Source organism: Streptomyces aureoversilis (assembly GCF_042657885.1).
In the GTDB taxonomy this organism is placed as follows: domain Bacteria; phylum Actinomycetota; class Actinomycetes; order Streptomycetales; family Streptomycetaceae; genus Streptomyces; species Streptomyces aureoversilis.
Genome location: NZ_JBHSKJ010000014.1, coordinates 154,313 through 168,931 on the forward strand (window position 1 = coordinate 154,313; position 14,619 = coordinate 168,931).

General features: G+C 74.4%; 8 protein-coding genes and 1 pseudogene. 7 read left to right on the plus strand and 2 right to left on the minus strand.

The genetic code is table 11. The features are described 5' to 3' along the window. Positions 1 to 79: 79 nt before the first annotated feature. The gene (locus tag ACFPP6_RS24170; RefSeq protein WP_382045999.1) at positions 80 to 1,702 is read left to right on the plus strand and encodes a phospholipase D-like domain-containing protein; all 1,623 of its coding nucleotides are present in this window, start codon (positions 80 to 82) and stop codon (positions 1,700 to 1,702) included. Between the two features lie 77 nt (positions 1,703 to 1,779). On the opposite strand, the gene ACFPP6_RS24175 is transcribed toward ACFPP6_RS24170, so the two are convergent. Next, positions 1,780 to 3,042 carry a serine hydrolase domain-containing protein gene (locus ACFPP6_RS24175; protein WP_382046002.1) on the minus strand — a complete coding sequence of 421 codons (1,263 nt, stop codon included), beginning with the start codon at positions 3,040 to 3,042 and terminating at the stop codon, positions 1,780 to 1,782. A gap of 495 nt (positions 3,043 to 3,537) precedes the next feature. Here ACFPP6_RS24175 and ACFPP6_RS24180 point away from each other — a divergent pair, with 495 nt between their 5' ends. The 6 genes and pseudogenes from ACFPP6_RS24180 to ACFPP6_RS24205 all read left to right on the plus strand — a co-directional run bounded on the left by ACFPP6_RS24180 (position 3,538) and on the right by ACFPP6_RS24205 (position 11,986). Continuing rightward, the gene (locus ACFPP6_RS24180; protein ID WP_382046005.1) at positions 3,538 to 4,341 is read left to right on the plus strand and encodes a phosphatase PAP2 family protein; all 804 of its coding nucleotides are present in this window, start codon (positions 3,538 to 3,540) and stop codon (positions 4,339 to 4,341) included. A gap of 194 nt (positions 4,342 to 4,535) precedes the next feature. Continuing rightward, positions 4,536 to 5,723 (plus strand): acyl-CoA dehydrogenase family protein, encoded by a 1,188-nt coding sequence (locus ACFPP6_RS24185; protein ID WP_382046008.1) that lies wholly within the window; start codon positions 4,536 to 4,538, stop codon positions 5,721 to 5,723. A gap of 24 nt (positions 5,724 to 5,747) precedes the next feature. Next, positions 5,748 to 6,674: an oxygenase MpaB family protein gene (locus tag ACFPP6_RS24190; protein ID WP_382046011.1), complete on the plus strand. Its 927-nt coding sequence runs from the start codon at positions 5,748 to 5,750 to the stop codon at positions 6,672 to 6,674. Next, on the plus strand, positions 6,656 to 9,004 hold the full coding sequence (locus ACFPP6_RS24195) for a serine/threonine-protein kinase (RefSeq protein WP_382046014.1): 2,349 nt from the start codon (positions 6,656 to 6,658) through the stop codon (positions 9,002 to 9,004). Before ACFPP6_RS24190 ends, ACFPP6_RS24195 begins: the two co-directional genes overlap by 19 nt. Positions 9,005 to 9,085: 81 nt before the next feature. After that, positions 9,086 to 10,180: pseudogene (locus ACFPP6_RS24200) on the plus strand (NAD(P)H-dependent flavin oxidoreductase); the annotation flags it as partial. A gap of 252 nt (positions 10,181 to 10,432) precedes the next feature. Then, a complete protein-coding gene (locus ACFPP6_RS24205; protein WP_382046017.1) occupies positions 10,433 to 11,986 on the plus strand; it encodes an acyl-CoA synthetase in 1,554 nt (517 codons plus the stop codon). Positions 11,987 to 12,019: 33 nt separating this feature from the next. Here the strand turns inward: ACFPP6_RS24205 and ACFPP6_RS24210 are convergent, their stop codons facing one another. Further along, on the minus strand, positions 12,020 to 14,434 hold the full coding sequence (locus tag ACFPP6_RS24210) for a penicillin acylase family protein (RefSeq protein ID WP_382046020.1): 2,415 nt from the start codon (positions 14,432 to 14,434) through the stop codon (positions 12,020 to 12,022). Between the last annotated feature and the right edge of the window lie 185 nt (positions 14,435 to 14,619).

Consider the following 14,619-nt stretch of genomic DNA (forward strand, 5'->3'; position numbering starts at 1 on the left):
CGGCGCTGCGGATCGCCGTGCGCCTTTCGCCGCGCGGCGCGTTCCCGGTCACCTCCGCACCCCCGATCAAGGAAGCACATTGGCCCGCCTCCGGCTCCGCCGTTTAACCCGTCCCGCCGTCTCCGCAGCGGTCTCCGCCCTCGCCCTGGCCACGCTCCCCGCGGCCCCGGCGCTCGCCGACTCCTCCTCCGCCACCCCGCACCTCGACGCCGTCGAGCAGACCCTCCGCCAGGTCTCGCCCGGCCTCGAAGGGCGCGTGTGGGAGCGCACCGCCGGCAACGCGCTGGACGCCTCCTCCGGTGACCCCGCCGACTGGCTCCTGCAGACCCCCGGCTGCTGGGGCGACGCCACCTGCGCCGAGCGCCCCGGTACGAAGCGGCTGCTCGCCAAGATGACCGAGAACATCTCCCGGGCCACGCGCACCGTCGACATATCCACCCTGGCTCCCTTCCCCGACGGCGCGTTCCAGGACGCGATCGTCGCGGGCCTGAAGAAGTCGGTGGAGAACGGCAACAAGCCGAAGGTCCGCGTTCTGGTCGGGGCCGCGCCGGTCTACCACATGAACGTGCTGCCCACGAAGTACCGCGACGACCTGCGCGACAAGCTCGGCAAGGCCGCCGGCAGCGTCACCCTGAACGTCGCGTCGATGACCACCTCGAAGACCGCCTTCTCCTGGAACCACTCCAAGCTCCTCGTGGTGGACGGGCAGTCGGCGATCACCGGCGGCATCAACAGCTGGAAGAACGACTACGTCGACACCACCCACCCGGTGTCCGACGTCGACCTCGCCCTGACCGGACCCGCGGCCGGGTCCGCCGGCCGGTACCTGGACCAGCTGTGGACCTGGACCTGCGGGAACAAGAACAACATCGCGAGCGTCTGGTTCGCCGCGTCCGACGGCGCCGCCTGCATGCCGACGATGGAGAAGGACGCGAACCCCGCGGCGGCCCCGGCCACCGGGAACGTCCCCGTGATCGCCGTCGGCGGCCTCGGCGTCGGCATCCAGGACTCCGACCCCTCCTCGTCCTTCCGGCCGGACCTGCCGACGGCGCCCGACACCAAGTGCGTGGTCGGCCTGCACGACAACACCAACGCCGACCGCGACTACGACACGGCCAACCCCGAGGAGAGCGCCCTGCGCGCCCTCGTGGCCAGTGCGCGCAGCCACGTGGAGATCTCCCAGCAGGACCTCAACGCCACCTGCCCGCCGCTCCCGCGCTACGACGTCCGGCTCTACGACGCGCTCGCGGCGAAGCTGGCCGCCGGCGTGAAGGTGCGCATCGTGGTCAGCGACCCCGCCAACCGCGGCGCGGTCGGCAGCGGCGGCTACTCGCAGATCAAGTCGCTGAACGAGATCAGCGACGTCCTGCGCAACCGCCTCGCGCTGCTCACCGGCGGTCAGCAGGGCGCCAGGACGGCCATGTGCGGCAACCTGCAGCTGGCGACCGCCCGCAGCTCGGACAGCGCCAAGTGGGCCGACGGCAAGCCGTACGCACAGCACCACAAGCTGGTGTCCGTGGACGGCTCGGCCTTCTACATCGGCTCGAAGAACCTCTACCCGTCCTGGCTGCAGGACTTCGGGTACATGGTGGAGAGCCCGGAGGCCGCCCAGCAGCTCGACGCGAAGCTGCTGGCCCCGCAGTGGAAGTACTCGCAGGCCACGGCGACCTTCGACTACGCCCGCGGGATCTGCCAGGGCTGATCCCCGGCGCTCCCGTGCGGACCCGCGGCCCGCGGCTGGTCACAGCCGCGGGCCGCAGGCGTACGCGAGCAGGACCGTCAGCGCAGCGCCATCAGCGTGGCCGTCCTCTGCTGCCCGGCGACGCCGGTCCGCCCCGACGGGGCCTTGCCGCAGTACTCCGCCTCGATCGGCGCGCCGAGGTCGCCCGTCCAGTCGCCGTTGAAGTTGAACGCGGCGGTGTGCCGGCCGTCGGTGCTCGCGGCGGCGACCGTGATGGAGCCGTGGACGCCGCCGGTGTGCATCCAGACGTCCGCGCCGCACGACAGCCGGATCGCGGCGACCCCGAGGCCGTAGCGGGCGCCCGGCATCTGGTCGTCCGCGGACACCGTGGTGAGCAGCTCCCGCTGCTGGGCCTTCGGCAGCAGCTTCCCGCCGATGAGGGCGCCGTAGAAGCGGTTGAGGTCTCCGGTGGTGGAGATGATCTCGCCGGCGGCCCCGCCCCACGACGGGTTGAGCTCGGTGACGTCGTAGATCTTCGGGTCGGGGGAGGGCTCGGCCAGGAGCGTGCTGTAGGCCCGGCCGTGCGGCCCCGGCAGTTCGGGCGCCGTGCCGGGGAGCGTGGTGGCGGTGAGCCCCAGGGGCCGGATGATGCGCCGCTTGATCTCGGTGGCGTACGAGCGTCCCGTCACCTTCTCGACGATCATGCCGGCGAGGACGTAGTTGGTGTTGGAGTAGTGCCAGCCCTCGCCGGAGCGGAAGTACGGCGCGTGTGCCATCGCGGTCTTCACCAGCTCGTCCGGCGTGTGGTCGTCGAAGCGGTGCTCGAGGAAGCCGGGGCCGAGCAGCTTCTGGAAGTCCGGGTCCTCGGTGTAGTTGTAGATCCCGCTGGTGTGGTTGAGCAGCTGCCGGACGGTGATCTTCCGGCCGTCGTGCCCGTTGCCCCGGACGACGTCCGGCAGCCAGCGCTCGACGCGGTCGTCCAGACCGATCCGGCCCTCCGCTTCCAGCTGGAGCAGGACGACGGAGGTGAAGACCTTGCTGACGCTGGCGATGCGGAAGCGGTCCTGGGAGAGGCGGGGCCGCTTGGTGGTGCGGTCGGCGATGCCTGCGGAGCCCCGCCAGGTGCCGTGGTCGTCCCGGGTCTGCCCCAGGACGCCGGGTATGCCGGCGGCGACCTGGGCCTCCATGGCGCTGCGGGTGGCGGCGTGCCGGTCGTGGCCCGCGGCGGCCTCCCGGCCGCCCGCGGCCGTTGTGCCGGCGGCCTCGGCCGCGGCGGGGGCGGTGAGGGCCGCCGCGGCCATCGCGGCGGCGGCCAGTGCCCCCGCCAGGGCTCTGTGGACGGTGCGGGTGCGTACGTTCATGGCAGGTGGCCCCTCTGCTCCGGCGCGTGTGCTGACACCGGAGAGGACACGGTCAAGTCGCCTGAGGTTGAAGGGCCTTGTGGGCCGGGAGCGGGATCCGGCCAGCGGAATGCGGCGCTCCAGGCGTGAGACACCACACAAATCCGCTCGCCCGGGAACCGCCGGCCGCCCTGCCGCGTCAAGGGCTGCCGCCCCGCCCCCGGCTGCTCCGTCCACGATCGGCTGAATCGCCGCCCGTACCCCCGCCTCCGGGTCCGGCCGGGTGGTCACCGTCGGATATAAATCCCTCACGCAGGGTGCGCCGCCGGTGGTGGGCGGCCCGGGGCGCGTGGCTGCGGGCGGCGTCCGGGGCGGGCGTCCCCGAAGGGTGCGCGTGCGGCGCGTGTAGCTTTGCCGTACAGCCGTGCCGTTGTCACCCCTGCGGCAGGCATTCGTCACCTTCGCGTGTACTGCCGTGCCGGTACCGCCCTACCGATTACAAAGGACGCCCCACCCATGCCGTACGTGCGCCACTGGTTGCGCAACTCGGTCCTGCTGTTCGCCGTCGCGATCGCGCTGGGCCTGGTAGCCGTGCACACCGATCTCATCCAGCCGCACGACCTGAAGCTGGACCGCACGGTCCAGACCACCTTCCGCACCGAGTGGCTGAACGTGGTCATGGAGGGGGTCAGCGCCCTCGCGTCCCCGGTCGCCGGCCTGCTGATCCTGGCGGTCTGGTGCGGCTGGCTGCTGTTCGTGCGGCGCCGGCCGGTGACGGCGGTCTCCACCTTCCTCGTCGTCGCGGTCGGCTGGAACAGCACCCAGATCGCGAAGGCGATCGTCGCCCGGCCCCGGCCGCCGCGGGAGTTCATGCTGGACCCCGAGATCGGCTCCAACAGCTTCCCCAGCGGCCACACCGCCTTCACGGTCGCCGCGTTCATCGCCGCGTACTTCCTCTTCCGGGAGTCCCGCCACCGGCGGACCGTGGCCGTCGTCGGCGTCCTCGCCGTGCTGCTCATCGCCTTCTCCCGGTGGTACGTCGGCGCCCACTACCCGACCGACACCCTGGGATCGGTCATGATCGCCTCGTCCGCGATCATCTTCGTCACCGGCGTCTGGCACGCCTGGCTGCTGCCGCGGCTCTACCGCATCCCGCTGCTGGAGCGCTTCGGCCTGGACGAGGAGCTCGCCGAGCTGGAGGTCGCGGAGCAGCACGGTGGTCACCACGGTCACACCCGCCCCATGCCGCACAGCCGCCGCCGCGGCGGCGGAGGGGGTACGCCGGCCGGGGGGCGCCACCGCCGGCACGCCGGCCGCTGACGCCCGCCGACGGCCGCAGCACCGGCCGCCGGACCTGACAGGGACCCCGCAGGGCTCACGCCCCGCGAGGTCCCTGTTTTCCTTGTTCGCCTTCGCCTTTCCCTTCGCCGTTCTCCTTCGCCTTCCGAATTTCTGGAACAGGTTCTACGGTGTGCGCCGTCGGCGCGGCATACGGCGAGCACCCTGGAGGGGCCGTGGACCTCGAATACACCCCGGAACAGCGGCGCTTCCGCGCCGAGCTGCGGGACTACTTCGCCGGGCTGGTTCCCGACCGCGCCCACGCCCGCCACGACGACCCGGCCGAGCAGAAGCGCTTCTACCGCGCCACGATCCGCCGCCTCGGCGCGGACGGCCGCCTCGGGACGGGCTGGCCCGCCGAGTACGGGGGCAGCGGCCGGACCCCGATGGAACAGTTCATCTTCTTCGACGAGGCCGCGCAGGCGGGCGTGCCGCTGCCCCTGATGGCGCTCAACACCGTCGGCCCCACCCTCATGCAGTTCGGCACGGACGAGCAGAAGGCGTACTTCCTGCCCCGGATCCTCTCCGGCGAGCTCGACTTCGCCATCGGCTACAGCGAGCCCGGCGCCGGCACCGACCTCGCCTCCCTCACGACGCGGGCCGTGCGCGACGGCGACTCCTACGTCGTCAACGGCCAGAAGATCTGGACCACCAACGGCGACACCGCCGACTGGATCTGGCTGGCCGTCCGCACCACCCCCGTCACCGATGGCACACCGCCGCACAAGGGCATCACCCTCCTCCTCGTGCCGACCAGCGCCCCCGGCTACTCCTGCACCACCATCAACACCCTCGCCTCCCACACCACCACCGCCGGTTACTACGAGAACGTCCGCGTCCCCGTCCGCAACCGCGTCGGCGAGGAGAACGGGGGCTGGCGGCTGATCACCACTCAGCTCAACCACGAGCGCGTCACCCTCGCCGCCCACGGCACCACGGCCGTCGGCGCCCTGCGCGACGTACGGCGCTGGGCCGCCGCCACCAAGCTCGCCGACGGCCGCCGCGTCATCGACCTCGGCTGGGTCCGCGCCCGGCTCGCCCGCACCCACCTGCGCCTGGAGGCGATGAAGCTGCTCAACTGGCAGATGGTCGACGCCCTGCAGCGCTCGGCGCTCACCCCGCAGGACGCCTCCGCCGTCAAGGTCTACGGCTCCGAGACCCGCCGCGACGCGTACGCCTGGCTCATGGAGGTCCTCGCCGCGGCGGGCCCCCTCAAAGAAGGCTCCGCGGGGGCGGCCCTCCACGGCGAACTCGAACGCGGCTACCGCGCCGCCGTCGTCTTCACCTTCGGCGGCGGCAACAACGAGATCCAGCGGGAGATCATCTCCTGGGTCGGCCTGGGGATGCCGCGCGTGCGCCGCTAACCTGACGACGACAGGAGGTGCCCCATGCCGCACGCCGACCCCGGGCTCTTCGGGCCCGCATCGGTCACCTGGCAGCTGCACGGCGACCCCATGATGTGGATCGCCGGGGTGCGCGCCCTGTGGCTCCAGGCGCTGCACCCGCGCGCGGTCCGCGGCGTCACGCAGAACTCCGACTTCCGCAAGGACGCCTGGGGCCGCCTGCTGCGCACCGCGAACATCGTGGGCACCACCACGTACGGCACCACCGAGGCCGCCGAGCGCGCGGGAGCGGCCGTCCGCGGCATCCACCGCCGGCTGTCCGCCACCGACCCGGACACCGGCGAGCGCTATCCCGTGGACGACCCGGGCCTGCTCCTGTGGGTGCACTGCGCCGAGGTCGACTCCTACCTCCACGTCGTCCGCCGCTCCGGCATCGCGCTCAGCGACGCCCAGGCCGACGCCTATTTCGCCGAACACCGGCAGTCCGCCCGCCTCGTCGGCCTCGATCCGGCCGACGTGCCCGACACGGCCGGGCGGACGGCCGCCTACTTCGAGAAGGTGCGGCCCGAGCTCGCCCTCACCCCGGAGGCCCGCGGGGTCGACGCCTTCCTGCGGCGCCCGCCCGTCCCCCTTCCGGTGGTTCCGGTGCGGGAGCTGCTCTGGGGGCGGGTGGCCTCCCTCGCGTACGCCGCGCTGCCTCCCTACGCCCACGAGCTGTACGGGCGGCAGGCCCCGCCCCCGCACGTCGTCACCCGCCGCCTGCGCGCCGCCGGCGCCGCGCTGCGCACGATCCCCGCGGGCCTCCGCCGGCAGCTGCCGCCCAAGCACATCCTCCGCGCCGTCGCCAGACTCGGTCCCGGTAGCCGTCCCTCCTCCTACAACCTGCACAGACGGGCCGCCATACTGGACGGGCCGGGGGAAGCGCGGGGCATCGACGGGGGCGGCGGCGCGGGATGGCGGAATCCAGGCTGATCCAAGGGCGGTACCGCCTGCTCGAACGCATCGGGCGGGGCGGGATGGGCGAGGTGTGGCGGGCGCTCGACGAATCGCTCGGCCGGCAGGTCGCCGTCAAGTGCCTCAAGCCCATGGGGCCGCGGCACGAGCCGTCGTACCTGCGGGTGCTGCGCGAGCGCTTCCGCCGCGAGGCGCGCGTCGCGGCCGCGCTGCAGCACCGCGGCATCACCGTCATCCACGACTTCGGCGAGTCCGAGGGCGTGCTCTACCTGGTCATGGAGCTCCTCGACGGCCGCAACCTCAGCGAGCTCCTGGAGGACACCGGCGGCCTTCCGCTCACCCTCCCCGACATCCTGGAGATCGCGGAGCAGGTCGCCGCCTCCCTCGCCTACACCCACCGCCAGGGCGTCGTGCACCGGGACCTCAAACCGGCCAACATCATGCGGCTGGCCGACGGCACGGTGAAGATCTGCGACTTCGGCATCGCCCGGCTGGGCGATTCCCTCTCCTACTCGTCCTCCTTCTCCTCCCGCCTCACCGGCACCGGCATCGCCATGGGCACCCCGCACTACATGTCGCCCGAGCAGATCGGCGGCGGCCCGGTCGACCACCGCAGCGACCTGTACTCCCTGGGGTGCGTGCTGTACGAGATCGCCACCGGCGCCCCGCCGTTCGACATGGACGACGCCTGGGCCGTGCTCGTCGGCCACCGGGACACCGCGCCCGTGCCGCCGCGCACCCACCGCCCCGACCTGCCGGAGGCCTTCGAGCGGATCGTCCTCGACCTGCTCGCCAAGGACCCCGACGACCGCCCTCCCGACGCCGCGGACCTCCACGGCCGCCTGCTCGTCCTGGAGCCGCCGGACCGCCTCGCCCGCCTGGCGACCGTGCACCGGGCGGCGCCCGAGCGCCGCCCGCGTCCGGTGCGGTCGGCCGTGCGGCTGCCCGAGCCGCGGCTGCCCGGCTGGGCCAGGAACATGACCACGGGTTCCAAGGCGACCGGTCCCGGCCCGCGGACGTCACCGCCGCCGGACCCGGCGGCGGCGCTCACGAGCGCGTGGACGGCGGGTCCGGTGGGGCCGGTGGGGCCTGCGGTGGGGCTGCCGGCGCCCGCCCGGCGCGCCGGGCCCGGGTCCGCCGTGCCCGCCGGAAGTGCGCCCGCCGTCGCGGAGGCGTCCGCCCCGCCCGCGCCGGAGGCCCTCGCCGCGCTCGTGGCCCGCCATCAGGAGGGGCTGCGGCTGGGCCGGCTGGGCCGCTGGGAGGAGGCCGGCCGCGCGCATGCGGCCGTTGCCGCAGACCGCGAGCGCCTCCAGGGCCCCGACCACCCCGACACCCTCACCAGCCGCTACGAGGCCGCCTTCGCCCTCAGCATGCAGGGGCGGTCCGGCGAGGCGCTGCGCGAGTACGCCCGTGCCGCGGCCGGGCGCGAACGCGTCCTGGGGGGCGACCACCCGGCGACGCTCGCCGCGCGCCAGGAGACGGCGTACGTCCTCGGGCAGCTCGGCCGGCACTTCGAGGCGCACGACGTGTACGCCGCCGTGCTCGCCGCGCGCGAGCGGACCGTGGGCCCCGACCACCCCGACACCCTGCGCTGCCGCCACAACCTGGCCTTCAACCTGGGCCGCCTGGGCCGGCTGGAGGAGTCGTACCGCATGGCGTGCGAGGTCGCGGTCACGCGCTCGCGGGTCCTGGGCCCCGCCCACCCGGACACGCTCGTCAGCCGCTACGAGGTCGGCTACGCCCTCGGCCAGCTGGGCCGCTGGACCGAGGCGCTGCAGACCTACCGCGAAGTGGCCGTCGCACGGCAGCGGGTGCTCGGCGCCGGCCACCCCGACACGCTCGCCGCCCGTTACGAGACCGGCATCTGCCTCGGCCGCCTCCAGCGCAGCGCGGAGGCCCTGGGGCTGTTCCGCGAACTGGTCGACGAGCGCACCCGGGCCCAGGGGCCCGAGGACCCGGACACCCTGCGCGCCCGGCACTGCCTGGGCGTCAACCTCGGCCGCCTCGGCCGCTGGGAGGAGGCCCTGGCCGAGTCCCGCGACGTCGGCGCCGTCCGCGAGCGGGTGCTGGGCGCCGACCACCCCGAGACGCTGGTGAGCCGGCGCGAGGTCGCGGTCGGGCTCGGCTGGCTGGGCCGCTGGACCGAGGCCCTCGCCGTCTACCGCGAGGTCGCGCAGGCCCGGCAGCGGGTGCTCGGGGCCGACCACCCGGACGCCCTCACCAGCCGCAACGACGAGGCGCACTGCCTCGAACAGCTCGGCCGCTCCACCGAGGCGGTGGAGCTCTACCGCCAGGTCGCGGCGGTCCGGCGGGTGGGGCAGACACGGGGCCGGCCGCTGCACCGGTAGCCGGCCGGCCCCCGGCACTTTGTCTGACGAGGCGTCAGAAACCTCTTCCCTCGCCCGGCCTCCTGCGGCATCCTGCCGCCCATGCAGACCGAGCTGAGCCAGCGGCTGGGCATCGAGCACGCCGTCTTCGGCTTCACGCCCTTCCCCGCGGTCGCCGCGGCGATCTCCCGGGCCGGAGGACTCGGCGTCCTCGGCGCCGTCCGCTACACCGACCCCGCAGCGCTCGCCCGGGACCTCGACTGGATGGACGCGCACACCGGCGGCAGGCCGTACGGGCTCGACGTCGTCATGCCCGCCGGACGGGCCGAGGGGGTCACCGAGGCCGACGTCGAAGCGATGATCCCGGACGGCCACCGCCGCTTCGTCGGGGAGCTCCTCGCCCGGCACGGCGTCCCCGAACTCGCCGCCGGGGACCGGCGGGGCTGGCGCATCACCGGCTGGCTGGAGGACGTCGCCCGCGCCCAGCTCGACGCCGCCTTCGACCACCCGCTCGCCCTGCTCGCCAACGCCCTCGGACCGCCGCCCGCCGACGTCGTGCGGCGCGCCCACGCCCACGGCACCCTCGTCGCCGCGCTCGCCGGCAGCGCCCGGCACGCCGCCCGGCACGCCGACGCCGGCATCGACGTCGTCGTCGCCCAGGGCTACGAGGCCGGCGGCCACACCGGCGAGATCGCCACCATGGTGCTCACCCCGGAGATCGTCCGCGCCGTCGGCCCGCTGCCCGTCCTGGCCGCCGGAGGCATCGGCTCCGGCGAGCAGATCGCCGCCGGGCTCGCCCTCGGCGCGCAGGGCGTGTGGATCGGCTCCCTCTGGCTCACCACCGAGGAGGCCGACCTGGGTTCGCAGGCCCTGACCGCCAAGCTCCTCGCCGCGGGCTCCGGCGACACCGTGCGCTCCCGCGCCCTCTCCGGAAAACCCGCGCGCCAGCTGCGCACGGCCTGGACGGAGGCCTGGGACGACCCGTCCGGGCCCGGCCCCCTCCCGATGCCCCTGCAGGGGCTCCTCGTCGCCGACGCTCTGACCCGCATCCAGAAGTACGAGGCCGCGCCGCTGCTGGGCACCCCGGTCGGCCAGATCGTGGGCAGCATGAACAGCCGCCGCGGCGTCCAGGCCGTCTTCGACGACCTGACGAGGGGCTTCGACCGCGCCGTCGCGCGGCTGGGCCGCATCGCGGCGGGGACGGGTGCCCCTGCGGGGCCGGCAGGACCGGCCGCGGACGGGCCGGAGCCGCCCACCGCCCGGCACCGTGCAACGCCCCCCGCTGCCGGCGTCGCGCACGGCTCCGAACGGGCCGGGCCGTGCCCGGCCGTGCCCGGCGGTCGTCCTGCCCGCCGTGGCGACGCGGACCGGAACGGGCCCGCGCCGGAGTGACCGCCCCTCCCCGGGCACGCCCGCTTCGCCGTCCATCCGTCGTCCGAAGGAGGCCCCATGCCACCCCAACCGCCCAAGGGGTTCTGGGCGCAGGCTGCCGCCGAGCCCGACCGCGTCGTCCTGGTCGACCCGGCCGGCGGTGCGTGGACCGCCGGACGCCTGCACGGCGCCGCCAACCGCCTCGTCCACGGGCTGCGGGCCGCCGGGCTCCGCAGCGGCGACGCCTTCGCCGTCGTCCTGCCCAACGGCGCCGAGCTCCTCACCGCCCACCTCGCCGCCACCCAGGCCGGTCTCTACCTGGTGCCGGTCAACCACCACCTCGTCGGGCCGGAGATCGCCTGGATCGTCGCCGACAGCGAGGCCAAGGTCCTCATCGCCCACGAGCGGTTCGCCGCCACGGCCACCGCGGCCGCCGACGAGGCCGCGCTGCCCGCCGCCCGGCGCTACGCCGTCGGGGACATCGCCGGCTTCCGCCCGTACTCCGCCCTCCTCGACCGCCGCCCGGACACCCCGCCCGCCGACCGCACCCTCGGCTGGGTCATGAACTACACCTCCGGCACGACCGGGCGGCCGCGCGGCATCCGCCGCCCCCTCACCGGCAAGCCGCCCGAGGAGGGCCACCTCGGCGGGTTCCTGGGCATGTTCGGCATCCGGCCGTTCGACGGCAACACCCACCTGGTGTGCTCGCCGCTCTACCACACGGCCGTACTGCAGTTCGCGGCCGCGTCCCTGCACATCGGCCACCGGCTGGTGGTGATGGACAAGTGGACCCCCGAGGAGATGCTGCGGCTGATCGAGACGCACCGGTGCACGCACACGCACATGGTCCCCACCCAGTTCCAGCGGCTGCTCGCGCTGCCGGAGCACGTCCGGGCCCGCTACGACGTCTCGTCCATGCGCCATGCCGTGCACGGCGCCGCGCCCTGCCCGGAGCACGTCAAGCGGGCGATGATCGACTGGTGGGGCGGCTGCATCGAGGAGTACTACGCGGCCAGCGAGGGCGGCGGCGCCTTCGCCACCGCCGAGGACTGGCTGAAGAAGCCCGGCACCGTGGGCAAGGCGTGGCCCATCAGCGAACTCGCCGTCTTCGACGACGACGGCAACCGCCTTCCGGCCGGCCGGCTCGGCACCGTCTACATGAAGATGACCACGGGCGGCTTCACGTACCACAAGGACGCCGGCAAGACCCGCGACAGCCGCATCGGCGACTTCTTCACCGTCGGCGACCTCGGCTGCCTCGACGAGGACGGCTACCTCTTCCTGCGCGACCGCAAGATCGACCTGATCATCTCCGGAGGCGTCAACATCTACCCCGCGGAGATCGAGTCCGTGCTGCTCGCCCACCCGGCCGTCGCCGACGCCGCCGTCTTCGGCGTGCCGCACGACGACTGGGGCGAGGAGGTGCGCGCGGTCGTCGAACCGGCCGAGGGGCACGCACCGGGCGCCCCGCTGGCGGCGGACATCCTCGCGCACTGCGCCGGGGCGCTGGCGGGCTACAAGCGGCCCAGGTCCGTCGAGTTCATCGCCGCGATGCCCCGCGACCCCAACGGCAAGCTCTACAAACGCCGCCTGCGGGAGCCCCACTGGAAGGGCCGGGGCCGCTCGGTGTGAGCGGCCCCGGCCCCGGCCGGCAGGTGTGGCCCGTCAGCGTTCGCTCACGCGCACCACCCGCAGCTGCGGGGAGGACAGGATGTCCTTCTCGCAGAAGCGGGCCGTGACCATGCGGCCGGCCGAGAACAGCCGGGTCTGGTCCGCGTGGTGCGGTGAGGTCGGGTCGGAGGACTGCCCGTACGTCAGCAGGGTGCGGGCCGCCGGGCAGGGGCCGCCGTCGAAGCCGACGGCCTGGATGTAGCTGGAGCCGTGCCGCACCTCGGAGTAGCCGCCGCGGGCGGAGTCCCACGGCGCCGACTCGATCATGTTCCAGATGCCCAGCGCGTCGGCGCCGCCCGCGATGGGGATGCGCTTGCCGTTGCGCTCGACGAACTGGTGCTCGCCCAGGGGCGCGTCCAGGGCGATGCCCGCCCCGCGCAGCTCGGCGACCGCGTCGGCGAGGGCCCGGCCGACCGCCGGGGAGGCCGTGTTCAGCGTGTTCGGCGTGGTCACGGGGGAGGCGGGGGAGAAGGGAACGCGCCACAGCTCGGCCTGCGGAGCGGAGCGCACGAGCCTGCGCCAGAAGCGGTCGAAGAGGACCGCGCCCTTGCTGTCCGTACGCACCGTCCGGTCCCAGCGGGCCAGCACCCCGCAGGCCGCGGAGACGTCGACGGGCTTGCCGTCGCTGCCCGTCGCCCTGCCGCCCGGCAGCGCGGCGCAGGCCTTCGCCGCGTCCGCCGCGGCCAGGTCACCCGCGGGGGCGCGGTTCGCGAACTGCTGCCGCTCCAGGTCCGCCACGGTCAGCCCGCCGCGCTTCGCCATGGCGGCCACGTCCTCGATCGCGCCGCGCGTGCGCAGCGAGCGGGCGGTGGAGACGTCGCCGAAGATCCTCGGGTAGCCGGTGAGCGGGCGGTCCGCATTGGGCAGCCAGGGGCTGTCGTTGGAGTTCTCGGCGTACGGCGCGTCGACCAGCGCCGGCATCGCGGAGGGGCCGAAGATGCCCGGCTGGACGGCGTCGGCGTCGCGCCCCAGCGCGCAGTCGCCGCGGGAGCCGTCCAGGACGGCCAGGCCCGCGGCCGGGAACGTCTGCCGGCCGAGGGCGGTGGAGCAGCGCCCGGCGAGGTCGTCGGTGACCCGGGGCAGGACCTGCGCCTGGGTGTAGAGGCTGTGGCCGCCGGAGTCCGCGGCGATCGTGTTCACCCACGGCAGGCCCTGCGTGCGTCGCAGGGCGTCCTGGACGCCGCGCACGCTGCGGGACTTGGCCAGGGCGAGCGAGGCGTCGGTGAAGCGCAGGCTCTCGGCGTTGGGGTCGGTCAGGGCGTAGGCCTTGCCGTCGGCCCAGGGCAGGGGGAGGTCGTCGATCGAGGTGACCACCGGCCCGTAGCGCGTCCACCACTGGCTGCGGGTGACCCGGGAGGTGCTGCCGTCCTTGCCGCGGACCGGCACGGTGACCGTGCGCTCGGTCATCCGCTCGGGTTTGCCGTCCACGAGGTAGGCGTGGGCGTCGCCGGGGACGGTCTTCAGCTCGTACAGGTTGGTCGGCACGCCGGTGGCCACCGTGTGGCTCCAGGCGATGCGTTCGTTGAATCCGATCTCCACGACGGGCATGCCGAGCAGCGAGCCGCCGGAGACGTTGAGCTCCCCGGGAATGGTCTGCTGCGACTGCCAGAAGCGGCGGCCGCCCTGCCAGGGGTAGTGGGGATTGCCGAGCAGCAGGCCGCGCCCGTTCGCGGCGGTGGAGCCCGCGAAGGCGACCGCGTTCGAGCCCATGCCGGCGTTCTTCCGCTGCTCGCCGAAGGCCTTGCGGGCCGCTTCGGCGGGATCCGCCGCCTTGGCCGTACGGGGCGCCGCCCCCGGCTGTGCGGCTCCCGCGATGCCGTCGGCCGCCATGCCCTGGCCACCGAGGATGGTGATGGCGTAGCCGCGCCGGGCCACGTCCAGGGTCGTCACCGGGGCGACCCAGTCGGCGCCGCGGCAGGCCGGGTCGGTGATGCGGTTCTGCGCCAGCCAGGCGTTGTAGCCCGCGGCCCAGCCGCGCATCAGCTCCTTGGCCTGCTGTGTGGGGCCGGCGGGGGCGGGCGAGCCGAGGATCCTGTCGACGGTCTTCGCTTCGTTCAGCCCGCGGAAGAACAGGTCGCTGGAGAGGTTGGTGGTGGCGGACGACAGCGAACCGTCGGGCTTCGCGTCGGGGCCGAAGCGGGCCGAGCGCTCGCCGCGCAGGGTGACGAACCCTTCGGCGAGGACGCACGCCTGGTCCGCGGCCTGGGCCCAGCCGGTGCCGAAGCCGAGGTTCGCGTAGTCCTTCGCGACGATGTGCGGAACGCCGTACTCGGTGTAGCGGACGACGGCCGACAGGCCCCCGCCCTTGGCCCGCTCGGCGCGGGCGGGCGCGTCGGCGGCCGCGGCCTCGCCCGGCAGCACGGCGGCGCAGGTCAGCACCGCCAGGCCGAGGCCGGCCAGGGCTCTCATGCGATGACGTAAGGGCAACGTGGCTCCCATGGGTACGGAGGGACGAGAAGTCGCCTGCGGAGGATAGGACGCCCGCGCAGGGCGGGGAGTTGACCCCGGACGCGGCCCGCCCGTTCCCGCTTTCGCGCCCGCATCCGCCCGCCCGCCGTCGTGCCCCCTTGACCGTGGTGCGCGCGGGACCCAGG